General features: G+C 53.6%; 25 protein-coding genes. 2 read left to right on the top strand and 23 right to left on the bottom strand.

What is annotated here, in order from left to right; translation table 11 throughout:
* Window positions 1-5: 5 nt before the first annotated feature.
* The 5 genes from D3Y57_RS05495 to D3Y57_RS20065 all read right to left on the bottom strand — a co-directional run bounded on the left by D3Y57_RS05495 (window position 6) and on the right by D3Y57_RS20065 (window position 4,937).
* Complete coding sequence (locus D3Y57_RS05495; RefSeq protein ID WP_162986991.1) at window positions 6-818, bottom strand: hypothetical protein; 813 nt, start codon at window positions 816-818, stop codon at window positions 6-8.
* Between the two features lie 825 nt (window positions 819-1,643).
* On the bottom strand, window positions 1,644-2,600 hold the full coding sequence (locus D3Y57_RS05490) for a hypothetical protein (RefSeq protein ID WP_121152158.1): 957 nt from the start codon (window positions 2,598-2,600) through the stop codon (window positions 1,644-1,646).
* Window positions 2,601-2,809: 209 nt separating this feature from the next.
* Complete coding sequence (locus tag D3Y57_RS05485; RefSeq protein WP_162986990.1) at window positions 2,810-3,751, bottom strand: hypothetical protein; 942 nt, start codon at window positions 3,749-3,751, stop codon at window positions 2,810-2,812.
* Window positions 3,688-4,452 (bottom strand): hypothetical protein, encoded by a 765-nt coding sequence (locus tag D3Y57_RS05480; protein ID WP_121152156.1) that lies wholly within the window; start codon window positions 4,450-4,452, stop codon window positions 3,688-3,690. The genes D3Y57_RS05485 and D3Y57_RS05480 overlap by 64 nt, the downstream gene beginning before the upstream one ends.
* 11 nt (window positions 4,453-4,463) lie before the next feature.
* Window positions 4,464-4,937, bottom strand: coding sequence for a hypothetical protein (locus tag D3Y57_RS20065; protein ID WP_162986989.1), 474 nt, complete (start codon window positions 4,935-4,937; stop codon window positions 4,464-4,466).
* Window positions 4,938-6,597: 1,660 nt separating this feature from the next.
* Here D3Y57_RS20065 and D3Y57_RS05470 point away from each other — a divergent pair.
* Both D3Y57_RS05470 and D3Y57_RS05465 read left to right on the top strand, forming a co-directional pair.
* On the top strand, window positions 6,598-8,358 hold the full coding sequence (locus D3Y57_RS05470) for a hypothetical protein (protein WP_162986988.1): 1,761 nt from the start codon (window positions 6,598-6,600) through the stop codon (window positions 8,356-8,358).
* Window positions 8,355-9,746 carry a hypothetical protein gene (locus D3Y57_RS05465; protein ID WP_121152153.1) on the top strand — a complete coding sequence of 464 codons (1,392 nt, stop codon included), beginning with the start codon at window positions 8,355-8,357 and terminating at the stop codon, window positions 9,744-9,746. Before D3Y57_RS05470 ends, D3Y57_RS05465 begins: the two co-directional genes overlap by 4 nt.
* A gap of 1,277 nt (window positions 9,747-11,023) precedes the next feature.
* On the opposite strand, the gene D3Y57_RS05455 is transcribed toward D3Y57_RS05465, so the two are convergent.
* The 18 genes from D3Y57_RS05455 to D3Y57_RS05370 all read right to left on the bottom strand — a co-directional run bounded on the left by D3Y57_RS05455 (window position 11,024) and on the right by D3Y57_RS05370 (window position 21,876).
* Window positions 11,024-11,467 carry a hypothetical protein gene (locus D3Y57_RS05455; RefSeq protein ID WP_121152151.1) on the bottom strand — a complete coding sequence of 148 codons (444 nt, stop codon included), beginning with the start codon at window positions 11,465-11,467 and terminating at the stop codon, window positions 11,024-11,026.
* Window positions 11,410-11,565, bottom strand: a complete 156-nt coding sequence (locus D3Y57_RS21555) for a hypothetical protein (protein ID WP_430739055.1) — start codon at window positions 11,563-11,565, stop codon at window positions 11,410-11,412. The genes D3Y57_RS05455 and D3Y57_RS21555 overlap by 58 nt, the downstream gene beginning before the upstream one ends.
* Window positions 11,493-12,149, bottom strand: coding sequence for a glycyl radical enzyme family protein (locus D3Y57_RS05445; RefSeq protein WP_121152150.1), 657 nt, complete (start codon window positions 12,147-12,149; stop codon window positions 11,493-11,495). Before D3Y57_RS05445 ends, D3Y57_RS21555 begins: the two co-directional genes overlap by 73 nt.
* Before the next feature lie 337 nt (window positions 12,150-12,486).
* Window positions 12,487-12,774 (bottom strand): hypothetical protein, encoded by a 288-nt coding sequence (locus tag D3Y57_RS05435; protein WP_121152148.1) that lies wholly within the window; start codon window positions 12,772-12,774, stop codon window positions 12,487-12,489.
* A gap of 237 nt (window positions 12,775-13,011) precedes the next feature.
* Window positions 13,012-13,827, bottom strand: a complete 816-nt coding sequence (locus D3Y57_RS05425) for a T7 exonuclease (RefSeq protein ID WP_121152146.1) — start codon at window positions 13,825-13,827, stop codon at window positions 13,012-13,014.
* Between the two features lie 190 nt (window positions 13,828-14,017).
* Window positions 14,018-14,194, bottom strand: a complete 177-nt coding sequence (locus D3Y57_RS05420) for a hypothetical protein (protein ID WP_162986987.1) — start codon at window positions 14,192-14,194, stop codon at window positions 14,018-14,020.
* Window positions 14,195-14,489: 295 nt separating this feature from the next.
* A complete protein-coding gene (locus tag D3Y57_RS05415; RefSeq protein WP_121152144.1) occupies window positions 14,490-14,711 on the bottom strand; it encodes a hypothetical protein in 222 nt (73 codons plus the stop codon).
* A 530-nt stretch (window positions 14,712-15,241) separates the two neighbouring features.
* On the bottom strand, window positions 15,242-15,763 hold the full coding sequence (locus D3Y57_RS21550; RefSeq protein ID WP_430739054.1) for a DNA polymerase: 522 nt from the start codon (window positions 15,761-15,763) through the stop codon (window positions 15,242-15,244).
* On the bottom strand, window positions 15,706-16,803 hold the full coding sequence (locus tag D3Y57_RS20770; RefSeq protein ID WP_239025946.1) for a DNA polymerase family A protein: 1,098 nt from the start codon (window positions 16,801-16,803) through the stop codon (window positions 15,706-15,708). Before D3Y57_RS20770 ends, D3Y57_RS21550 begins: the two co-directional genes overlap by 58 nt.
* Window positions 16,804-16,995: a hypothetical protein gene (locus D3Y57_RS20060; RefSeq protein ID WP_162986985.1), complete on the bottom strand. Its 192-nt coding sequence runs from the start codon at window positions 16,993-16,995 to the stop codon at window positions 16,804-16,806.
* Window positions 16,996-17,245: 250 nt separating this feature from the next.
* Window positions 17,246-18,112, bottom strand: a complete 867-nt coding sequence (locus tag D3Y57_RS20375) for a DnaB-like helicase C-terminal domain-containing protein (protein ID WP_277873363.1) — start codon at window positions 18,110-18,112, stop codon at window positions 17,246-17,248.
* Window positions 18,075-18,713 carry a hypothetical protein gene (locus tag D3Y57_RS21545; RefSeq protein WP_430739021.1) on the bottom strand — a complete coding sequence of 213 codons (639 nt, stop codon included), beginning with the start codon at window positions 18,711-18,713 and terminating at the stop codon, window positions 18,075-18,077. The genes D3Y57_RS20375 and D3Y57_RS21545 overlap by 38 nt, the downstream gene beginning before the upstream one ends.
* Before the next feature lie 723 nt (window positions 18,714-19,436).
* Window positions 19,437-19,679: a hypothetical protein gene (locus tag D3Y57_RS05395; RefSeq protein WP_121152141.1), complete on the bottom strand. Its 243-nt coding sequence runs from the start codon at window positions 19,677-19,679 to the stop codon at window positions 19,437-19,439.
* 154 nt (window positions 19,680-19,833) lie between these two features.
* Window positions 19,834-20,094 (bottom strand): helix-turn-helix domain-containing protein, encoded by a 261-nt coding sequence (locus tag D3Y57_RS05390; RefSeq protein WP_121152140.1) that lies wholly within the window; start codon window positions 20,092-20,094, stop codon window positions 19,834-19,836.
* A 138-nt stretch (window positions 20,095-20,232) separates the two neighbouring features.
* The gene (locus tag D3Y57_RS05385; RefSeq protein WP_121152139.1) at window positions 20,233-20,790 is read right to left on the bottom strand and encodes a glycoside hydrolase family 108 protein; all 558 of its coding nucleotides are present in this window, start codon (window positions 20,788-20,790) and stop codon (window positions 20,233-20,235) included.
* Window positions 20,787-21,047 (bottom strand): hypothetical protein, encoded by a 261-nt coding sequence (locus D3Y57_RS05380; RefSeq protein ID WP_121152138.1) that lies wholly within the window; start codon window positions 21,045-21,047, stop codon window positions 20,787-20,789. The genes D3Y57_RS05385 and D3Y57_RS05380 overlap by 4 nt, the downstream gene beginning before the upstream one ends.
* A complete protein-coding gene (locus tag D3Y57_RS05375; RefSeq protein WP_121152137.1) occupies window positions 21,044-21,481 on the bottom strand; it encodes an endodeoxyribonuclease in 438 nt (145 codons plus the stop codon). Before D3Y57_RS05375 ends, D3Y57_RS05380 begins: the two co-directional genes overlap by 4 nt.
* The gene (locus D3Y57_RS05370) at window positions 21,481-21,876 is read right to left on the bottom strand and encodes a hypothetical protein (RefSeq protein WP_162986984.1); all 396 of its coding nucleotides are present in this window, start codon (window positions 21,874-21,876) and stop codon (window positions 21,481-21,483) included. The genes D3Y57_RS05375 and D3Y57_RS05370 overlap by 1 nt, the downstream gene beginning before the upstream one ends.
* Window positions 21,877-22,071 lie beyond the last annotated feature (195 nt).

Genomic DNA, 22,071 nt, shown 5'->3' with positions numbered 1-22,071 from the left:
TGGTATTAAAATCCGTACTTAGAACGCCTAGCGTCATGAGTTAGAGGACGCTTTGGGGGCGCTTGAGCGGGTGTTGGTGATGGGTCTTGCGGGTCAGGCTCGCCACCTGTGTAACCGTACTGTTTGGAGAGACTGTCGCGGATCGAAATGGACTGCTGCTTACGGCGAGCTAGGCTATTCTGGACGATGCGGAGGTTGTTGACGATTGACGCCTGATCTCCCGATCCTGACATAATGTTAGCCATCGCTCGGTCAGCATCACCATCGGTCTGGACGCCTTTGTTAGCGAGCAGGAGGGCGTTGCGTAGACCCTCGATCATAGTTTTGTATTGACTATAGAGAGGGGTCATCTCGTTTGCGCCTACCCCTGTCGTTAGGGCCATCGTTTGGCGAGCGTTCGATAAAGCACTGAATGTGAGCTGCCCGCTCTGGATCGCTCCAATGACAGGCTCGATATCGTAGCTTGCATTGCCGAGACCATCGGTAATCATTTGCTGATCTGTGATGAGCTTAGCGATCTGCGCCGGGGGAGGTTTGGAGCCGGGAACATGATTGGCTCTCGCGACCTCTAGTCTGCTAGCAGCTTCCATTGAGGCGATCTTGATAGATGTCGCATCGTGACCTGAGGCGACGTCTCTGGTTGTTTCGTTGTTACCCTTGGCAATCGTCTGATCGGAGCGAAGTTGGGCAACCTGTCGCTCTGACAAACCTGTCTGAATAGCAATCGTGCGGTCATTCAGCCCTTGCTGGACCATAGTTTGCACCTTGATCTGCATGACAGACTTCGCGGTATCGCGACCCTCAGTGTAATCCGCCACAGGGGTCCTCGTGAGAGTAACATTCCCTGTCGTTGGATCGCGAGTAGCTTGGAATGCACCACCAGCCTCGAAGGTCGTGGTAGGTGTTGCAGCCACCTTCGCCTTATCGATAGTCTGCTGATAAGCGAGGAGACCTTTCGACAAACCTTCCCCGAAGTTAGGGCTGGAGAATAGATTGGCAGAGAGGGCAAAGAGAGCCTCAGCGGTTCCGGGTCGGTTCCACGCCTTACTCAGCATACTCTGATGAGGTGGGGGTATATCTGGACCGGCTGCTAGTGATGCCTGTGCATCTGCAAGGCCCATGCCCGCACCGGGAGGCGGTGGTGGTTGGTCCCCCTGAGGAGCAATAGATGGTTGCTCAGCCTGTAGCGCAAGGGCACCCTGTGGTGCTGGTTCCTGTGGTTGCGTAGGCTGTGAGAGAGCTGGTGGCGCGTCCCCTGCTGGCGGAGCCTGTGGCGCCAGCGCCGGACCAGAAGGAGCGGGGCTAGGTTCTTGAGGCAATCCCTCGGGAACGACACCCGGAAGGCCGGGAGGTACGTTCTGGACAGGACTGTCGGATTCGTTGTGTGATGCCGGTGATACAATCGCAGGACGAGTGTCGGAGCCTGACGGGTTCATACCGGACGCACCTTGGTCAGCGAGGGCTGGAGGAGCGTCGGCTACCTGAGGACCCTGCGCCGCTTGATGCGACTGTACGAGAGCTTCATTGATCGTCCCGTCTGGGCTTACAGCGCCGGGGATTGTCGCATTGATTTTTGCAGCGGCTTCCTGTTCGGAAAGACCGGACTGCTGCGCTAGTTGCGCGAGTGTCGGGGAGTTCATGGGTTAGCCCTTCAAGACCTTGGCAAGACCTGTACCGGCTGTCACTGCGCCGAGAATGCCTCCGAGAACGCTTCCGGTTGTCTTGGCTGTGGCGGTCGTTGTGCCCCCCCAGTCCTTATCGCCTACGATCCCGTAGTAATTCTGGAGAGCGGTCGTTGCTCGGGTGTCATTCTCAGTCCACGACTGTTTGTCCGCGTCATACTGAGCCTGCGTGTCCGCCTGTTTGATCTGACCAGCCTTTGCTAGTGCGTCCTGATTTGCGAGAGCGGTAGCGTTTCCGACTGCGGAAGCGTTGAGACCAGTGTTAACCGCGTCGCCGTAGAGACCAGCGGCTTTGGATGTGGCATCGAGATTTGTGGCTCGGGACTGCTCAGCGAGGGTGAGACCCTTCTGATAAGCATCGGAGCGCATAGTCGAGGCGATATCTCCGATCTGATCCTGTGCGCCGCGCTGGGCGATACCTGAGGCAACACCTGCCCGCGTGGAGTTAATGTTACCTGTTCCGGTGGCGGCGCGATCAATGCTAGGGAGAGCTACTTCGGAGAGGTTCCGGGTGACATCACGGCTTGCGGCGGTGATTTGCCCCTCAAGGTAAGGGTTGTCAGCGTAAGCACCTGCGTTCGTGATGTTTGTCTGTGTAGGATCGACACCACCAGCGGTCGCCAAGGCACCAATCGTACTGAGCTGGTTACCCTGAGCGCCTAAGCCTGTCGTACCTGCGTTCCCGAGAGCGCCAACAGTTGTGGCACCCTGCCCGTTAACGTAGTCGGCGGTGCCTTGGATGGCTTGGCCGGTTAGAGGGTCAATTCCCGCGTGATTTGGGCCGGAATAGGCTGGAGAGTTAGCCTTGGAGTCATATAAGGTCTTGGCGTTATCGAACGCGCCTTTTAGCGCGGTGCCTTGAGGTGCCCAAGGGTCGTCAACGGTGGTGGTTTTGGTTGAACCAGATAGAAGGCCCATGCTTGGGGTTATCCTAGTGTATTATGGAATACCGGCAGTAGTTAGACGAGCTTCGAGCTTGGTCAGACGGTCGGTGAAGGACGCAATTAGCGTAGCGAGGGTGAGCTCTACCTTGGCAAACTCTCGATCTGAGTGTTCACCAAGGCTTTCTGGAAGTGTCGGGCGTTGGTCGTGCCTGTACGGCGCGATGTAGATTGTCGGGGTGGCGATTACCGTTGTCCTCGCTGGGTCATACGCATATCGAAGCCTGAGAAGTCGAAATCGGTGATGCCTGTATGGATCAGTCGGTACGCGAGGTATCGACCGGCGACCCGGACATCGATCTTATGGTTCACCGCAGGGTCAAAAGAATGCAGGGTATCCCATACTGGCTCAACACCAGCGTAAGGCGCGGCACCGAACTGGAACTGCACTGTGGAAACTGTTGACCCGCGCGTGGAGACCTGAGGGTAGAAGCCGAGGAATGATTTGAAAGAGCGCAATGGCGATGTCATCTCGTCCAGATCGATGCTTACGCGCTCGATAAGAGCTGGCTTAAGTGCTTCCGGTTCCAGAGGTCGCACGAGGCGACCACCTGTAATCAGGTCTATACCGAGGATGCGGCTTTTGGTGAGACCTTGGACAAGATCACTGCGAGAGCAGAACAAGGAGTGTTTCTCTCCTTCATCCTCATCGCCAATGTACGACCCGCCGATGTTATCGAATGTGACGGAACCTACAGACGTGTAAGTCTGACCAATGGTGACAGCGCCGGTTGCGGCAGCGACGACATTGGGGAGGTCGTAGAATGTCCATGTCTCGCGCCGATAATTATAAACAGCAGAGCGATTGCAGCCTGTGGATGGGTTCACGAAACCTACAAGACGATCAGCCGACGCATAGCAGAAATGTATCTCATTTAGCTTAGGGTCGTGATGAGTGAAACACAGGTGGGATTTGGCTTGCAGGAGCGACTGGAACACGAAGTCCTTGTTCTTCCCGTGGATGATGGAGACCTTGGTCGAACCGTCGTGCTTGTAGATGTCGTTCTGGTCAAAGACGTAGTGGAGACCCTCAACCTCCTCAATGCAGTTAGGGTTTATGACCCCTACCTCATCAAAGCGTTTGCGGAAGTCAAAGATGAAGTTCCCCCGATGTAGGACATGGCCCACACCTCGTTACGGCCATAAATGAAGAAGTTGTCTCGTAAGGCACGCCCGTCGAGGATCGGCCCCTGCATATCACTGAGGATATTCTCACCGGCTGAATTGGTGGTGATCGTTGGGTCCCATGATCCCGGTACGGAACCATAGCCCGTAATGTCGGACCACTTGACCATCGAAGGGTACTCGACACCAGCCTTGGTTACATTGAGAGCGAGAACAAAGTCCTTGAAGGCTCTGATCGTCCTCGTGCGGTCTGAGGGTGCCCAGTTGGGAAGTGTGATGAACGTGGCGTCCCCTGCCCGCTTGACCAAAGGCGCAGACGTTACTCGATTGAGGTATGCTACGTTACCTAGGAAGGTATGCGTGATCGCTTCATTGTTGGCCCCTACACCCGTTATGCTGGGTGCAGAGACATCTACCTCTGTCAGACCTGTTACAGACTTGATGACCCCGAAGGTCGAGGAGACGTTGATGAATGTTTCAGCCCCCGAAACGATGGGCGGGATAGAGAACATATAGGAAGGTGTGAAGACCGAGGATGCCTCGGGGAACTCAAAGACCTTGCGGAACACCGGGGCGCGGGAAATCGTACCGTTCTCAAACCTGACGTTTACCGCTGCGCTGATGGCGTTGAGTGGCAGGTCGTAGGCGTGGATGTCGGAGATAACCCCTGCGCCGCCTAGGTTGCGGACAGGGATGTTGGTCATGTTGCTAGAGGTTAGACCTGCATAATGAAATGGAGAGCCATCGCTGGCTGATAGACCGGGAGCTGGACCTGATGCTGATGGTCACCAACTGTTGAGATGCCGTGGGTATGCGCGGTGCCGCCGAGACTATGACTATGACCCTGCCCGCCACCTACCGCCGTCGTGGCGAAGCTAAGCCCTGAGCCGTACTGAGTGACCTCGTTGACACCCGAGGAGTCAATGTTGGCCGGGGTGTATCCGGGAGTCCATGTGGTATTGTGACTATGGTTCGGCATCTGCTCGATAGTGATCGAGGTGTTGTCTGTAGCCGACCCTGCGAGACTAGAAGCGTTAGTATGTGTGTGACCTCCTGCTGTCGTGGAGGTAGAGGTAGAGAGACCTGCGCCGAATAGCGTACCAGCGGCAGCGAGAGCGCCTGCACCCATGACCACAAGGTTTCGCATGTCGGGGGTCGTGATGTTCCCTGAGCCGTCTGTACGGGCCACGGTTCTACCGTCGCAGATCGCGTAGGTCGCAGGGACCGTAGCGGCTGTACCGAACCAGATACTGATGAGACCTACAGGTGGTCTAACTGGGCTGTTCAAGACATCCTGCGTGAGAGTTACTGCCCCTGTGATGTTCGGGAAGGTAGCCTTGAGAGAAGCCTTGATGAGCCGAAGGTGATCGTCTGCCTGTGAGAGCTGATCGGTGCCGGGAGGGTTCGAAGGGTCGAGTGAGTTAATGAATGGTGCGGCTTCGAGGGCCATAGGACTTGTGGTGCCTTGGGTACGAGAGGGTGAGACTAAAGCTACGACCCTGAGATTGGATGACCCTACTTAAGTTAGCTGAAAGCCTGACATGAAGCGGAGCTAGAGGGAACTGAAGGGGAGCTTAAGGGGGACTAAAGCTACGACCCTATAATTATTGAAGGATGTACTTAGGTGAGCTTAGCGATCTGCTCAGGATAGCCTTAGGTCGGCTTGAAGTGACTTGAGTTACCTAAGGTAGCTTAAAGAGACTTAAAGTTATATCTTTATGTTATATCTCTTAGCCTACCTTAGGTAACTTAAGTAGGGCAGGTAATGGGAGGGATATCGAGGGTTGACCTGTGTTCCTCATCTAAACTCTACCCTTTAGGAATTACGTAACAGATACAGTGGGTTAACCTATTGTGACGAGGGTACCATATTGCCCTGTTAGGGTCTCCTTTTGGCCGGAAAGGGACCCTAGTTTCGTGAGATTTAAGGATTTGGATTGGGGTCGCGGAATGGGCTTAAGGGACCCTAGGTTTACGTTAACGTCAATTTGGGTTTCCGGGGGTGACCTCCCGTCTGCACGATCCTCAAGTAACAACAACAGCCAGCGGGGTTTAGCCGCTTTTTTGAAGTCATCCTGAGGGCAAAAAGGGACTGTTATTCGGGTTCGAAAAGGGGACCCGTTCATTGTTATTCCCTCACCTTATCCGTCCCGCACCTGTAGAAACTGGCTGAGAACCGTGTGTTCTGTCAGATAATATAACCGGCTCACTGATAAATGGGCCATTAGCGCCGCGTGAAAACGTGTGCGATCACGGGGGCATTTGGTCGCGAAATATTAAGGCATCCTCCGGGTGGGGTATTTCGTGTGTGTGAAGGAAAGGTCATCACCTCAGGTAATCATCCAGCAAACAATCCGCACATAACGACATTATACTATTGCAGACTGTATGCGATCCGTGCTTAAGGTGCCGTGCGGTAGCTGTGCGCTCGCCGTGTTACTAAAGGTCTCAAGGTCATGTGGTCTCTCTTAGAACGTACAGGCACTCTCGCAACTAACGCGTCCTTATTATTATGCGTTTCTGTTGCGATATCGATCTACTCGTTAGGGGTTGCTCTGGGGTTACACCTAGCGCGATCCCTTTTGCGTTTGGATCGTGAAGCGGTCGCCAAGTCCACCCGTCGTCGTCGTGGCATATCATCCTCTGGTGCCGTCCTGCCTATAGTCGGGGTGCGCCTCTAATGTGTCCGCACTGCATAGCAGCCGGGGTAGCGAGTGCTGTAGCTGCTGCACCTCTCGTATCATCCGTCTCTCGCACTTGGGTTATTAGCGCATTGGCTAGCGCTCATGCTCGGGTATCTCGTCTCTTTGCGTCTGAACATTCTATCATCGTGGAAGGTCTATAATATTATGACTAACGCTAAAGCTAACTCATCACCTGCTACCTTCGATATCCGCTTAGGGATGACAGGTACGCCTAAGGCTGACTGGCGGGTCATGCAGACTTGCGCGACTGGTGCGGAGGCGGCTGAACTGGTCGCTGTGTGCAAGGAGCGTGGTTTTATTATCGATCTAAGCACTATGGAGCAGGTCATCATGTCTCCGGGGTCTGCGCTAGCTGTCGTCCGGGTCGCTGGTGCTGTGGCAGACCCTACCGCACCTATCGTTGACTGGCGGGCGCGTGAGTTAGAACGCTTCGCCTCGGGGCACTATAAGCCGGTGCCGTGGTTCGATAACTCCGATAGCTCAGTTGAGACGTACTACGGCTGGCAGGATCACTTTGCACATATCGCTAAAAGTGACAGCCGCAAGATTGCGTTCACTGAAAGCGAAGCGAAAGGATTAGATGACGTTCAGAAGGTGCTCGGCGTCGATGAGTACCTTAAGCGCTTCTGGTCAGGCACGTGTCCGGATATCAGTAAGCAGGTTTCAGGGGCGAGTAACCCGGAGATGACCCCAGCCTCTCGGTCTGCATTCTCTGACTTAGTGAGTGGTGTTTCTCTCGATCTAAGGGTAACCTCAACCGCTGATGAGATGATCGGTATCTACAAGCGAGTAGGTTATAATTCATCTAACGCTGGATCGTGCATGGGTTACGATAACGGTCACTTCGATACGCGAGGTGTGCATCCTGTTCGGGTATACGCTGAGGGCGGTGACTTAGCGCTAGCTTACATAGAGAATGACACAGGCAATATCCTTGGTCGTACATTGGTTTGGCCCGCGAAGCTGACCTATGGTCGCATATACGCTGTGTCGGGCAAGGGTTCGCTTCTGTCCAAAGCATTGCGCATCGCTGGGTACACAGAGTGCCGCGATTGGTTAGCTGGGGCTAAGCTGGCTGTGATCCCTATACGGGGTCGTGATAATCAATACGTGATGCCGTATATCGATAGTAACGATAGTCATACGTTCGGTGGTGATCCTGATGTTGGCTTCTATATCGGTGGTGAGTTCAATGCTTCAAATCAAAACGGTGTAGGAACCATTGGACCTCAAGCTGCCTGTTGGTCGTGTGATGTAACGTATCCTGAGGATAATATGCGGTCACATGATGATGAGCTGTATTGCAATGAGTGCTACAGTGACTCGTTCATGACGTGCGGTGAATGTAACGAGAGCGTTAGTCAGTCATCATGCGAAAGCATCCAAGTCTACGGTAATCGATATGAGACACAGGCTTGCAATAGCTGCCGCGATGACATGGCGTGCCTTAGTGATGGTAGGTACGCACCATATGGCGATACGTTATCGTGTGAAGATTGCGACGATACGATCCGCTGTGATGATGCGCTATCTTCAGCAACGGATGATTGCCAGCGTTGCGAGGATTGCCACGATACTCACCTAGATACTGTAGCTATCGAGACTGGGGTTGCTCGGCCTGTATTGTATGTAGAAGCACATACTGTCCTGACTATGCGCCAGATGTTTACGCGCGAGGGAGTATTGTTCTCTGATTGTAACGAAAGGCCGTGTACCGCCTGTGACAGCGAAAATAGATCGTCTTCTGAGGCGATAGCTAATCGCGCTGCTTCACGTTTAGAGGTCACGTCTCCCCCAGTTCCTTGGGTTCGATCCGACACTATAGTGGATACTCCCTCACCTGAGGTTGTCGGGTGGAACACCTCCACTACCTTCTCGCTCGCTGATCTGGAGGCTGCGGCATGACCTATGCTGCCACCCCGCTCGCTCCGGCTCTCCAGCACCTCACGCGCACGATGCCAGCGTCCGCCCAATACAAGGTCACAGACATGAACACATATCGCTACAATAAGAAGCGCAAGGAGCATCAGCTTGTTTCGGTCCCTGCGGTTCCTCGCCCTAAGTACGTGCCGCCTGTGTTCCCAATGTCTGCCGGTGATCTGGAAGCTATGCATAACGGGACAGGTGAATTGCTTTCTATCCTGTCGTGGATGCGGCCGGACAAAACGCAAGCGGAGGCTGACTTTGTGCGGCTCTATGTTGCTGACCTGCAAGCACTGGCCGATGTTTATCGTGTCGATGGGTTCGGTAACATTTGGGTGACAATTGACCCGGTGACGAACGAAGGGGCGCGGGATGTCGCAACGTCGCCTAGCATCCTGTTCTCCTGTCACACTGACACAATGCATTCTGTTGGCGGTCGTCAAGATGTCGAGTTCAAGGCGGATAACCAAACGCTAGGGTTGGTTCAAAAGAAGCCGGGGCGCTGCCTAGGTGCGGACGATGGCGCGGGGCTTTGGCTTATGCGCGAAATGATCCGGGCGCGTGTTCCTGGCTCTTACGTTTTCCACCGTGCTGAGGAGGTTGGGCGGCTCGGCTCTACGTGGGTGGAACGCAACGATAGCAAGCGTCTCGCCGGGTTTGACGCCTGCATAGCGTTTGATCGTAAGGGGACGGATAACCTCATCACTCACCAAATGGGTCAGCGTGGTATTAGCGATGCATTCGCTGATAGTTTCCTAGGGTCACTTAAGCGGGCGTCAGACGGTAAAGTCTCTCTCGTTCATGATGACACAGGGAGCTATACGGATAGCTATTCCTACTTCGATTACATCGCTGAGTGCTGCAATGTGTCGATAGGCTATCGCTCGGAACATGGTCCGAACGAGACTCTAGATGTAGGTTATCTGTGGTCACTGCGCTGCGCTATGATCCGGGCTGACTTCTCGGGGCTTAAGATAGAGCGAGACCCTACGGTTCAAGACTACGGCTACGGAAGCGGTTGGGACGGCTTCGGGTGGCCTAAGGGCGCTGGTGGTGTGTATCGGGGTGCTGATGCATATGCAGACGGTGACTACGATTACGATCTTCCTAAGTCATATGGCAGGGGCATGGGTCGGATATCTTCATGGCGTGAGGATGAGCTAGCTCGCAAGGACAAGGCGTCTAAGCAAGCTATCGATGCAGCGGACGATTACTTTGGCGCTGAGGATGACAGGCTAACAACCTTGTGCCGCGAGTTTCCTTCGGTAGCCGCGACGATCCTTCAAGATGTCGGAATAACGGCTATGGATTTTATGGAGAGCATAGGCATCGGTTACCCGGAGGATGACGTTTCGGAGGCGAGCAATTGAGCCGCTCGCGTCGGCCTGTAACGGTCGCTAACCTTGTGGTCGGGTACGTCTCGCCTTTTGGTGATCTCTGGTTAGGTTTCCTCCTTGGGAGACCTGAGCCGGTATATCGCGGGGCTTCAATGGGTGCTGCGGCTAACGCTGTATTTGATCTGGGCTGTCAGACATGAAGGATGACGATATCGCCCGCATAATCTCTATAGTCCTGATGTCCTGTATCTTTGTGATTATCCTGCTACCTATCGCCCTATTGCTCGCTGCCCATGACTGGGCGTTTAATAGGGACTGCTAAGAATGTTCGTGCCGGTCTGGTTCATAATCTTCATAATCGTTGCGGTTGTGATCGGACGTATGATCCCAGACTGAGGCAAGAACACTGGAGATACCTAAAGGCTCTGTCGCTAACGCGATGGGGCCTTTTCCTTGTCCGATAGAGATTGGAACCAAACAATCGGTTTTAAGGGACCGTAGGGCACCATATGGAGGCTCTAAGCCATAGGGGTAGCTCCCGGCCTGCCCTACGCGCCCTACGGTAGCTTAGAATCCATCCTGACGACTGTTTGCCATTGTTGACGGTCCTATCTGCCGACAATCCGCTATCATAGGTTCCGTAAGACGCGCGTGAGCGCTCGCGCACGGCGCATGATGCGTGACGCCTGCGCGTGTCCGTGGGCGTGCATACCCACGCGCCCGTATGTACGAAGCGTGTATACATATTCCTGACAAATGGCGGTAAGCCGAAAAGGTCCAGCATTCCCATCACGAATTTTTGTTGATGCTGAGCCGCTTTCGAGGAAAAGGTGCAGCAAAACGATCACCTATGAAAAACACAGAGCCAGCGGAATGAACCACGGCTCTGCGTTTAGTTTGTATTTGTTTTAGTCTCTTAGGGCCTGCAGTTGCGATAGGTACTCAATTGCTACCTTGATTAACCAAGGGTCCACATCATTGATACAGATGCGCTGGTAAGGCTTAGTATTATCATCCTGAGCTTCCAAAACATTTAGCCTCAGGTATTCAAGATCGTTGATTACGTCCTTGAGTTCCGCATAAGGATTAAACCCCACAGCTTCCGCCCTTGCCGCTGATATCACAGACATCATGCGTCTCGACTACGGTCTCTTGGAACTCGTCCCCAAGGTTCACCATAGCTTTGGCATATGGAACCGGGGTGAGCGGTTGGCCTCCTCTAGCACCGTCAGGATAAGCGGTGAACCCGCGCAGCCTTGGGGCATAAAGGGAAAGTGTAGCTGCGAAGCTGGACACTGTGTCTTCATTATTTAGTTCCGATCCCATGCGGGGAGGTTGATGGTGGAGCTGATCGCCATATCTACGTAATCCTGTACGTCAGCTTGTAGTGCGATACGCCGCTCAGGCTCTGATGCCAGATCGATTGCGCTCTCGATGTCCTCGGGATTGGCCCCGTAGTTGTCGATCATCTCCTGAGCTGTGCCGTCTACGACGTACTGGTAGTTCCAGTCCGATCCTCCTTTGAGGTAACGGCGCTTGTAAGCCACAGCAAAGAGGGGTTCGATACCCGTAGTTGTCCCTGCAAGTATACCAATAGTTCCTGTAGGAGCGATTGCTCTATTGGCGACAGGTCTCGAAATGGACATCTTATCAGCAAATTGGATGCTGTGGTAATCGCTGACATCACGGTAAGCCGCTAGCCAGTTCTTAAGCTCGGGGGAACTGAATACTTGTAGCCTTTCTTGATGAGCCACTCGTGAAGACCCATGATACCCAAGCCTAGGCGACGGTTCTTTTCCCGTACTTCCGCGACTTTGTTGTAAGGTACCTTTGCTCGGAGGGTGCCGCATATGAGGAACTTGGTAGCAAGCTCAGTAGCGGTGATAAGCTCCATGATATTCTCGATGCGCCAAGATTAAGTGAGCCGAGATTGCAAACGTCGCTATCGTCTTCCGAAGTGACTTCCGTGCAAGCGTTGCGTAGGGTTTCATTTTGTTTGTCTCTGAAATTAAAGCTGAAACCCGGCTCTGCGGACTTGAGAGCCTGCCGCACGTTGGTAACGAAGGTCGGGTCAAGGTGACGATCCGACTTATCGAGCCAAGCGTCGTCATAGTTCAGACTGATGTTGGTCATGTCGAGAGGACACGGCCAGTTGAAGTCGAGGGCTTTCAGGTCCTTGAGCGTGAGGTTCGTTCCGGGAACCGGATAGTTATCCCAATCCTTGACCTTCAGAAACTGCTGAGCGTCTCCATGCTGCCAGTTGAGCGAGGCATACATAGCGCTGCGACGTGAGCCACCTTGCATGACGTTGCGCCCAATCTCGTTGAGCATCATCATCTTAGGGATCGGCCCTGAAGCGAGACCACCTGTGCGAGAGATTGGGGCACCTGAGGGACGGTATGCTGACAGATCGTAACCTATGCCGCCTCCGGTCATCAGACAGCTTTCAGCCTTCCACGACAGCTTAGCCCAATCTTCGCGGTGTCCTCCTCAGCCTTGAGCAGGTAGCAGTTGTTGTAGAATGGGTTAGGACGCCCTGCGTAGTAAAGGTAGCGTCCTGCTGGGATGACCTTAAGTTCAACCATGAGTTGCTTAAGTGTAGTGATCTCATCACGAGACATTAGCTCGTCACATACTTCATGGACTAAAGTGTCACACAGCTTAGCGTATGTCTCTGCGCCTTGGTGTCGGTACTTCTGGTTAAATATGCTCTCACTAAACTGAGAGCGAAACATTGGGTTACTGTTAGATTTGAAGGACAATTAGTTCTCAGTTAAGGGTGAAAGTTTTGTAAGAGAGTGTGCTCGGCAACCAGACGCTCACCAAAGAAGACAATCTTTTCAGCGTCATAGAGAGCGGTGGTGCCGGGTTTCCCGGTTCCGAGGCGACCTGCGGCTATGCGCCAGATGGCCTTGAAAGCGTTCCCTTCAGCATATGTCATGCGGAGGGCTTCGATGCAGTCGTTGCATTCGGTTTCGTAGGGTTCGCCCCCTGACGTTGGTTTGTCGATCAGGAGGCGATAGTAGGACGAGGACCCCCCCGTTAGGGTTTTGGTTTCCATTCGATATCCCATTGGAGCATAAGTTTTACAGCCTCGACCACCATGCTAGGTGAGAGGACTATCGTATGGGTGCATCCTGCGTCATCAATCTGTCGGATCGTGAGGGCTTCACTGTTACCTGTATCGACCATCGTGAGGTCAAAACCATCGGTATACCCGGCGAGGATGACCTCAGGGCTTGTAATCGTGGGCGACTGAGTTGGTACTAAAGCTAACATTTACATTTTCCCCGTTGAATTAAGCGGACTGGGGCGCCCACAGGCGCACCGACTTGGTGGCTGTGTCCCAGTCATCGAAGTGTAGAATACGGGCGAGTCGTGCCTGTAGGACAGCATCTTCTGTGGTCAGGCCAGCTTTGAGGTAAGCCTGCCGAACATTCTCCCAACGATCCCCCGGTTTGGAGAGAATGGCTTCCGCCTTCACGGGACCAACACCGGGACAGCCTTTATAGCCGTCCGTTGCATCACCAGTTAGGACTTGAGACCACCAGTATCTGTCTGCCTGATCTTCGTCAATAGTAGACAGTTCACTCATGCGGAATAAACGTCCGGGTATGGTCTTGAGGTCTTTATCGTCGGACACAATTATCCGATCTATCGCTCCGGGCTTGGTCGCAAGAATACCTAGGTAGTCGTCAGCCTCAAGAATATCCTGAGAGATAACCTTTCCGGGATACGTCTCGTAAATCCAAGTGGTTAACGCTTTGTAACCTAAAGGCTTGCGGCTCTTACGGTTCGATTTGTACGAAGGGTCAACTGTGTAGCGGAAGTTCTTTGAGCCGCTCAGGACGATAACGATGTCATCGGAATTAAGGGCTGTTTTCACAGAGTCGATCATGGATATCACCATGTCTTGAGCCTGCTTGACGTTCGTTGAGGCTACGAAAATACCATCGCCCCAGTCTGCTTCGTATTCAGCGGCAGCGACGGCTTTAAAGAGAAACAAGTCGCCGTCGATTAGTAGTTGAGTGATTAGGTTTTCCTTAGAGGGTTCTTTATTACACGCTGATCTGTCAATCGAAGCTGAGGTTTTCGGTCCCTCTGGTGCGACCATCCGCCCCGCACAGCGCCTTCACACTTGGCGACAAGCTCTTGTACGAGAGGGATAGCAGGCTCCCAGTGGATGCCTAGGTCGAGCGTATATTGTAGCAAGGTGTCTGCTTGATCGGCCTCGTCCTTGAACTTCATGGCGATCATTTGGTCCTTCCAGCCTCGTAAGGTCAGGAGGAGATACGGGCGTCCCATCAGTCCTCTGCGTCGTCCTCATCGTCTTCCTCATCGATACAGGGGTAGCCTTCCCAGTTATCGACACCAGCAGCTTCGAGACGAGCTAGAATATCGCTATCGACACATAGCTGGCTATACAGCTCCGCGATTGAGATGAATGCGGAGTTATCGTCAGGAATAATAATGTCCTCCATTTTTCGGTTTGTGATGTACGTGAAGGTGACGAAGGCGAACAGATAAGGGCAACAACAGCGACCCATGCGTCTGTGACTATCATGAATAATAATGTCCTTGATTTAGCCTATCGACACCCGCCGCCGTGAGCCTCCACTTGTTCCCATAGTCGCCGTTAGGCTGGAGGGTCGTGAGGAGTCTCATAGAAGCCATTGCGGCGACCATGATGGCGTTAGTGCGGGCGAAGGTAGACGAGGTTGTGAAGCCTCCGGTTAGGAAGGCGTGTTGGAGGGCTGAGAGGTTTGTCACCTGAGACTAGAGAGCCTCAAAGGCTTTCAGCAGCTCGATGGCTTCTGAGCTATCACCAAGGATGAGAGTTTCCTCAAGATTGGAGTGAGCTACCTTGAGAGCCTCGTAGTCCTTATCGAAGGCTTTAGTGTCGAAGGCGACCTCCTCGGTGAACATCACGTGCCGATGCCAATTGTGCGAGCCAGTGTCCGAACTGATATTCGTAAACGAGATGAAGCCGTTGCGCATGGCCGCGAGCTTATTTCGCGGAAATCGTCACGACCTTGGCCTGATAATCCGCACGTAGTTTAGTCTGCTTATCGCGCAGCAAGGTACCTGCCCTAGCGAGAGCATACTTAGTTTGTTGATGGTTCATTCTAGTGACATTCTGACCAGTTGTCCCCTATCTTGAACTCTACGTCCAAGGGGCAGTGAAAGTTGTAATCCGCACCTGCGTTCCGTCCGGTCTCTACCCCAAACGGGCAACGAGTTGGAGGAGTTCAGGATCATCGCGGACGGCTAATTGGTACTCGTCGTGAGACCATGACATGAAGACATAATCTCCATCCCATCCGTGCTTGAGACCTAGGGCCTTCAAGGCATCGTCCCAATCTACGCCCCACTGTTTACATATGACTGCACCAGCATTCTGGAGGCGAGTATTGAGGGCAGCGTGAGGTGATCGGATGTTCATCTTGCGCCCATCGAGACCTTTGATCCAGCCACGAGACGCGGCGTTCTTGACGAACTTGATGAGCTTATTGAGAGCGGGGTCTTCTCTAGGAAGGAGGCTTTGAGCTTCCTACCGAGGGCTTTAGTACCCTTGGCAATCGCTCCGATCTTCTCGTCTCCGGCTCCGTATAGAAATGCATAGATGAAGTTTTAGCTTGGTCTCTAGTGGATAACCCTGCGGCTTCCATGTTGAGCGTATGTACGTCGCCTGTAGTGACGATGAGAGCGTAAGCTCCCCCGTCGAACACTGACATATCCGACGCTAGGCATCGAAGCTCTAGGCCGCTTTGGTCTGCCCCAAGCTGCTTCCAGCCTGCGGGAGCGTAGAACAAAGCTCGACATTCCCTCCCGAACTCACTCGATACCCTTGGAACGCCAGATATGTTCGGCTTAGAGTGCGTGGCCCGTCCAGTGTTCGCACCGTTCGTGGTGTAGATTGCATGGATTTTTCCTTCTCGTTGGACTTTGAGCCACGCCTGTTTTCCAGTAGCCAACTGCGAGATGCGTTTGTCTAAGAGGAAGAACCGGGCGAGGCGTTTGGCTTCAGGGTAAGGAAGCGATGAGAGAATATCGTCATCGATCTGCGGGCTTCCGGGCTGTACCTTCTCCCCTGTCTCGGGTCGGTAAACAATTCCTGGGTGAAGACCGTAGGCTTCCACTGGTACTTGAATATCAAGCGGTTAGAGATGTGAGCGCGAGAGCCGGGGTTGAACTCGAAGTCCTTGTACCTCTCGACCGGAATGCCCTTGATGTAACCCTGCGTCTTGTTGTTACGAGCAGGGATGAAGTCAGGGAGACGTACCTGCCAATTAGGGAACAAGCCGATCAGATCGCGGCGTAGAGCCTCACGTTCATCGGACAGGACACCGTAAAGACGTGAGGCCGCTGGTACATCGAAGGGGAAGCCGTTGCGTTCGATCTGAGCGCACAGCCAAGCGATCCGCATCTCAAGACGTACCGACCTAGGGTCAGGGTTATGAGCCATGAGCTTGTTGAAGAGTTCACAAGTGACCTCCCCGTCCTGCATCATGTACTCATGCATCTCAGGGTTCCATGAGACCCAAGGATCGAGACCCTTGGCCTTCATGTCTGCGGAATAGTCCCCTTTATGGAGGCCCATTCGGTAACCCCATGCTTCGAGAGAGTGCCGCCCAACCATCTGGCCGGGGAACTCTAAAGGTGCGTCGTGAGGGTATGGCGGGACATCAAGCAGAGGCTGCTCGACGCCTTCATTATCGACCCATGTGTGGCCGGCTTCCCAGTCCGCTACCGCCTTGATGTGTTCCTTCCACAACCTGTTACGGATGAAGTCGGTCTGCTTGATGTCAGAGTGAATGAGACGACCGAGGATCAACGTATCGATTACGTTATCTGTCCTCAGTTCAATCGCAGGGTAGAGCTTCTTGAGTACCTCGTGGTCATACTTGATCCAGTTGTGACCAACGACCAGTTCAGCCTCTTGAAGAAGCTGTAGGTACTCACCTAACTCATGGTTCTGGAAGCCTCGGGAGACTCCAGTATCGATGTCCTTGAGGACCGCACAGTGGATGGTGGTGACAGCTTCAAGGAAGCCGTTGGTCTCAAGGTCGCTTACGTAGCGTTTACCCACTCACGAGCACGGGCGGATTGCAGCTTGAAGTGACTTGCGTTCCCTCAGGATCGACTGGAGGCCGATAGCCGCTAGGACTGTGGTAAACTTACCCTCGTCGCGCATGGCTGTCAGGGCGCCGATTGCATCGGTCTTGCTGCGAATGTCCTTGAGGACAGACACAGGGTCTTTTGGATCGAGTACATTACTCAATAGTGTAGCTTTCAGTTAAATGTCGAGGGACCCCACGTCGATAGGAGGACAAGAGCTTGAGTACGGTTGACACTCGGAGATGATGCCGGTCGGAACATCGTACCCTAGGGTGATGGTCTTACCTGTAGCTCGTCCGGTGTAGCGATCCTTGAGGCAGCGAAGGGTTGTCTGCTGGGCCTCTAGTTCGTCCTCAGCCTGAGGGTTTCTTTCGAGACCAAAGGCGTAGTGCGCCCAAAAGCCGATCGATCGGCTACCCTTGAAGTGACGGAGCATTACGCGACCGCCTTCCTCGTGAGGTTTGCCCGTCAGGTGTCGCCAGATGGCTTATGACATGGATGACGATCTTGAGTTCCTGAGCCAGCAACGCCAGCTCCTTCGTGATAATCTCCAAGCTCTCTCGCTCCTTGGTAGGGTCAGCGAGAGCCGTTAGGTGGTCGAGATACAGATGCTTGATACCGAGACCATGCACCATGTACCGGATGCGGACCTTGATCTGATCCCACGAGGCTGATGCAAAGTTACCTCCGAGATAGAGGTTACCTGTGCGCTCCAATTGCTCGTAGGTCTCTAGCAGTTCTTCCTGTGTCCAAGTCCCGTCAGGGATATGGAACAGCTTACCAGCGGCCTTCCCTGCGATCCTCTTACCTGTTTCAGCAGGAGGCATCTCAAGGTAGATACAGCCGACCTTAACGTCCAAAATGTTGACATCGTATTCGATCTGCTGCGTGAAGAAATCGGTCTTACCGACGCCTGTCCCTGCACCGAAATAGTAGACCTCCCCGTCCCTGCGACCATAGGTCAAGGTCGTCATGGTCTTTAGGAACCAAGGGCGACCCGGCACCACATCCTTGAGGACTTCCTCTTTGATATCTCCGAGCGTGTAGATACCGTCAGGCTGATAAGGCTTAGCGCCCCAAAAGGCTGAGATGATCGCGGATGGTTTCCCGTCAGCTAGCGCCTCGTTGGCATCCTTGTAGCCCTCCAGTTCAGCGATGAACGTCTTGCCGACTGGGAGGACTTCAGCACACGCTACGGCAGCTTCCTGCCCTGCGTTGTCCATGTCGAACATCAGGACGATCTTATCGAATGAACAGATCCACTCGTAATGATCCTTGATGCTCTTGAGGGCGCTGTGGGCCCAAAGGGAGCGAGACCACAGGGTACTTGTTGTCCTGCGCCTGTGAGACGCTGAGGGCGTCCAGTTCCCCTTCTGTTATGACGAGGGAGCGCCTATCGTTCTTCCAGAGCCATTGGCCGTAGAGTGGTAACTTAGAGCCGGAAGCCTTGAGGACCGGGAAGTCCTTGTCTGGCGTCCGTACCTTCTGAGCTATTAGTGTGCGGTCGTCTGTGAAGTAGTTGGCGAAGTGAGCGCCACCGCTACCAAATGTCCCAACTCCATACGACCAGAAGCGGCAGGTGGTGGCGGTAAGGCCGCGCTTGGGAATGGCGGAGATTTCGTAGTCAGCAGGCGTAAAGCCTCCTTGACCAAGAGCTTGACCCCCGGATTGGTATTCAGATTGTCGAGAGCCATATTCAGAAGGAGTGTCACCATGTTCATAGTGCTTACATCCGTGGCAATATCCATGCCCGTCAGTGTAGCGGCTGAGGTTGTCTCGCGAACCACATGCGGAGCATGGCTCGTGCCCGATAAATGAGCTGTCTTCGTGGTCATCAGTGTTCAAGTTATTCCTTTGGGGAGCATCCCGATTAAAGGACACTCCCCGATAGTGTAGGGTTTAGGCGTAGGTAGTCGTCTGCGTTTCCATTACTGGAGGCTTTGGAGGACGAGGGGTCGTTACGGCGCTAACCGACTTAAGCACCGTGAAGACAGCGCCGGGGTTCACCTTACTGAGACGCTGGGCCTCAGTCACTGCAAGTGCGTATGTCGCGTGGCGATACTTGGGGCTGTTGCCTCCATCTCGCCACACCACGAAGAACTCCTTAGACGCGGCAACTGGGAGAGGCTTGCGTACCAGAGTGTCCGTATTGCCTGAGTAGATACCTGTCTTCGTAACGTAGTACCATGATTTACCAGTATCAAAGGTCACACGTGTGATCGCTGCATCATTTGTGTAGTAGGCACCCATTTTGTTATACGGATGGTCGGTAGTGACGTGGGTAACACGACCATATAGCGGACTTACGAGTTCCGTCGGGTTCGACCAATCGAAGGCCTTAGGCTTGCGCACGAGCCTACATATCTTACCGAGGACGTGAGTACCGTCTAGTTTACGGAAATACCGGGTTCCTCCCGAGGCGCCATCGAGACGGACAACAACCTCTGTAGCCCCCATACGGATGATGTCTTTTACACGGTACGAACCGCTAACCAGCTCCGTAGGGTTACTCCAGTCAAACGCTTCTGGAGCTGCAACGTATGGCTTTACATTCTGGTAGTGTGCAGGTGCTATAACCACAAATAGGTCGCTGTGCTGGCGTGTTCATTTGGTAATCTCCGAGATACGATGAGAGATGCGATACACTCGGTCGAGTGCTGCGTTATCCGTGATGAGCTTAAGGGCGAAGTGTTCCGCTGAGGCTTTGGTAGCTTCCAGTTCGATGACCTTCTTAGCGACCAAAGTATCGAGAGATGCTTCCAGCTTAACGAAAGCCTTGATGAGAGCGTCGAGGTCCTTATCGAACCAAGCGATGACCTTCGCTGCGATGAGCTTAATGTTAATCAAAATGATATATTTCCTAGGTGTCAGGATGCGGCGAGCTGGATGAGCAGTTGACCGATTGGCCACACGATCATCGCTGCTATGAGGAGCAACATGAGGTTGACGATCTTGTCCTCCTCTTGCTGGCTCTCGATGTCGAAAGGCGGAGGCCAGCCCATCAGGCGAGAGCGAGATGTGGTGTCAGACGAGCGTTACGTCGGACCTGACGGCTTGCGACCGGAGGATGGTAGTTGAACTCAGCGTAACGCTGCTTGGTCACCGGATGGTTCTTGATGATCGTCACGATGTTATGGCCGAAGTCACGCAGTTCAGAGATACGCTTCGTGAGGCTCTGGACCGAATAGTCCATGATGGCCTGACGTTGCGTGATGCGCCCTGTGCGCTTTAGATGGTTCAGGATGATGTCGTTCTGGTTCATTAAGGTTTTGCTTTCTGTTGTAGCAAAGGATTGAAGCGGAAGATCAGGTTTGAAACCTTATCGATGTCCTGTTCGATCAGCAGTTGCTCAGTTAGTAGTTCTTCAAGGAGTATCTTGAGTTCGCTGAGTGTCTTGACCCTAGGCACGAGGCAGCTCCACGCGATTGGAGAGCCAACCGTAGCAGAAGTCTTCGTTAGCCTGACGACCCTCAGCCAACTCGATGTACCGAGCGCCCTGTAGGCAGTTGAGTGCTTTAAGTACGACGGACTCCCCATCGTGCCCTCGCTTAGCGATGAGCGCCCGGAGAGCGTTCGTAGTGGCTGGACCTACGGCACCATCGACCTTGATGTCAGCGTAGTCCTTACCTTGACGGTTCAGGACATTGAGGGTGCGCTGGAGGAATACCGCAGCGACCTTGGGACCCATGTTGACGCCAGTGTCGTAGCATTCAGTGGCGATACCAACCGAGACACTCATGACGAAGCCCCAACCGGGCTTGATGAAGTAGATCGACCGATAGATCTCCAGTGCCTGAGCCTTGGTCATCGTCTTCATGTCACCAGCGAAACCGTTAGCTCGCGCTACGGCTACCGTGACACCGAAGTTGGTCTCTCCACCTTTATCGTTTGGGTTGTTGACGTAACCACCTTCGGTCGCAACCGTGGCAGCAAGGATACTATCGATCGATTGGATCATACCGTGTAGAGACCGAGAGCAACTGCAATCGCGAGGAACTCACGAGCCGAGAAGACACCGATGAAAGGACCATCCGCTTCGATCTCAATCTCATCGTCCTCAGGACTGAAAGAGAACGTCAGGTTAGCTCCTGTCTCAGTGTCCTTGTATGCGAGGGCTGCTGCCTGCACTTCGAAATCTTCGTCTGCCTGAGTAGTAGAGTCGTACAGGTTCTTAGGGAGCGCCGAGATGGCGACCACTGTTTCAGTGTATTTCATTTTGGTGGTTCCAATAGCCACGCACTCGGGATGAGCTTGTCGGCAAACTGGAAGCCCTGTTTCGTACACCAAGCGGCGTAGGTCGTAGGGCTTCCCTTGTAGAGCGGAGATGTTGACCGAGAGAAGACGAAGCGAATGTCCAACTCAGGGTGCTGAGCTTTTACGAGGAGATGCTTCTGTCTATCTTCGGTAGCAAAGAGACCCTTCCCTTCGATAATAATACCGTTGGGAAGGATGAAGTCAGGTGTGTATTTAGCTTGCCTCGAAGGAACCTCGTAGGAGACTTTAAGCGTCTCGTACTCGAAGGTAACTCCACGAGACTTAAGGTCGTCAGCCATACGTTTCTCCAAGCCCGAACGATAACCGTTCTCTAACTTGGGGCCTTTACCGGATGACTGACGTTGCGACCTCTTAGATGTCCAAGGCTGCGGCATTACCGGCTGAGCCATCCTCTTCTGAAGGCGGGTTCATCACGGATATCGCTAGGGTCGAAAGCATAACCTTCGACAGCATCAAAGCCACAAGTCCCGAAGCCGTTAAGCTCCTTGATCTGCACCTGATTGATCTGAGCGGAGATACCCTTCTCGAACTCTACGAGACTACCCATGACCCGGAGTACCGAGCCGTTGCCGACCTGTACGCCCTTGGCTTCGTTACCTGCGGCATCGAAGATGGCAGGAGCGAAGGTAGTCTTGAAGATGAAGGTAACTGTCCCGGCATCCTCATCGATGACGTAAGGCTTATACATCTTCTCACCGGACTTGCCGTGGATAGCGATAGCTGCTTCGTCTACGGTCTTGATGAACGCCTGAACTGGAGCTTCACTCATCTGACAGACGAGCTTGGTCTTCCACTTGTTGTCCGCATATTTCCCCTTGGTGTCAGGGCTGGAGATATGCGGGTATTGCGCCGACCCGAAGGGCGACGTGAACTTAATCTTGGTAGCGATGGTGTTGGTGTCTCTTAGTGTGCTGTGCGTTAAGTTTGGCGTCCCGTAGCTTACGACTGGCCGGGACCACGCCAC

It is taken from the genome of Sphingomonas paeninsulae, from assembly GCF_003660165.1.
Lineage (GTDB): Bacteria > Pseudomonadota > Alphaproteobacteria > Sphingomonadales > Sphingomonadaceae > Sphingomonas_O > Sphingomonas_O paeninsulae.
The sequence above is the reverse complement of the archived record's forward strand: the minus strand, read 5'-3'. Positions and strand labels throughout refer to the sequence as shown.

Bases quoted from the DNA above. Each gene is read 5' to 3' on its own strand.
- D3Y57_RS05415 (WP_121152144.1), bottom strand. From the start codon at position 14,711: ATGCGCAACGGCTTCATCTCGTTTACGAATATCAGTTCGGACACTGGC.
- D3Y57_RS05490 (WP_121152158.1), bottom strand. From the start codon at position 2,600: ATGGGCCTTCTATCTGGTTCAACCAAAACCACCACCGTTGACGACCCT.
- D3Y57_RS05370 (WP_162986984.1), bottom strand. From the start codon at position 21,876: ATGAGTGAAGCTCCAGTTCAGGCGTTCATCAAGACCGTAGACGAAGCA.
- D3Y57_RS05385 (WP_121152139.1), bottom strand. From the start codon at position 20,790: ATGATCCAATCGATCGATAGTATCCTTGCTGCCACGGTTGCGACCGAA.
- D3Y57_RS05445 (WP_121152150.1), bottom strand. From the start codon at position 12,149: ATGACCGGAGGCGGCATAGGTTACGATCTGTCAGCATACCGTCCCTCA.
- D3Y57_RS05470 (WP_162986988.1), top strand. From the start codon at position 6,598: ATGACTAACGCTAAAGCTAACTCATCACCTGCTACCTTCGATATCCGC.
- D3Y57_RS05425 (WP_121152146.1), bottom strand. From the start codon at position 13,827: ATGGTCGCACCAGAGGGACCGAAAACCTCAGCTTCGATTGACAGATCA.
- D3Y57_RS05420 (WP_162986987.1), bottom strand. From the start codon at position 14,194: ATGGAGGACATTATTATTCCTGACGATAACTCCGCATTCATCTCAATC.
- D3Y57_RS05435 (WP_121152148.1), bottom strand. From the start codon at position 12,774: ATGGAAACCAAAACCCTAACGGGGGGGTCCTCGTCCTACTATCGCCTC.
- D3Y57_RS05380 (WP_121152138.1), bottom strand. From the start codon at position 21,047: ATGAAATACACTGAAACAGTGGTCGCCATCTCGGCGCTCCCTAAGAAC.
- D3Y57_RS05465 (WP_121152153.1), top strand. From the start codon at position 8,355: ATGACCTATGCTGCCACCCCGCTCGCTCCGGCTCTCCAGCACCTCACG.
- D3Y57_RS05390 (WP_121152140.1), bottom strand. From the start codon at position 20,094: ATGAACCAGAACGACATCATCCTGAACCATCTAAAGCGCACAGGGCGC.
- D3Y57_RS05480 (WP_121152156.1), bottom strand. From the start codon at position 4,452: ATGACCAACATCCCTGTCCGCAACCTAGGCGGCGCAGGGGTTATCTCC.
- D3Y57_RS05375 (WP_121152137.1), bottom strand. From the start codon at position 21,481: ATGCCGCAGCCTTGGACATCTAAGAGGTCGCAACGTCAGTCATCCGGT.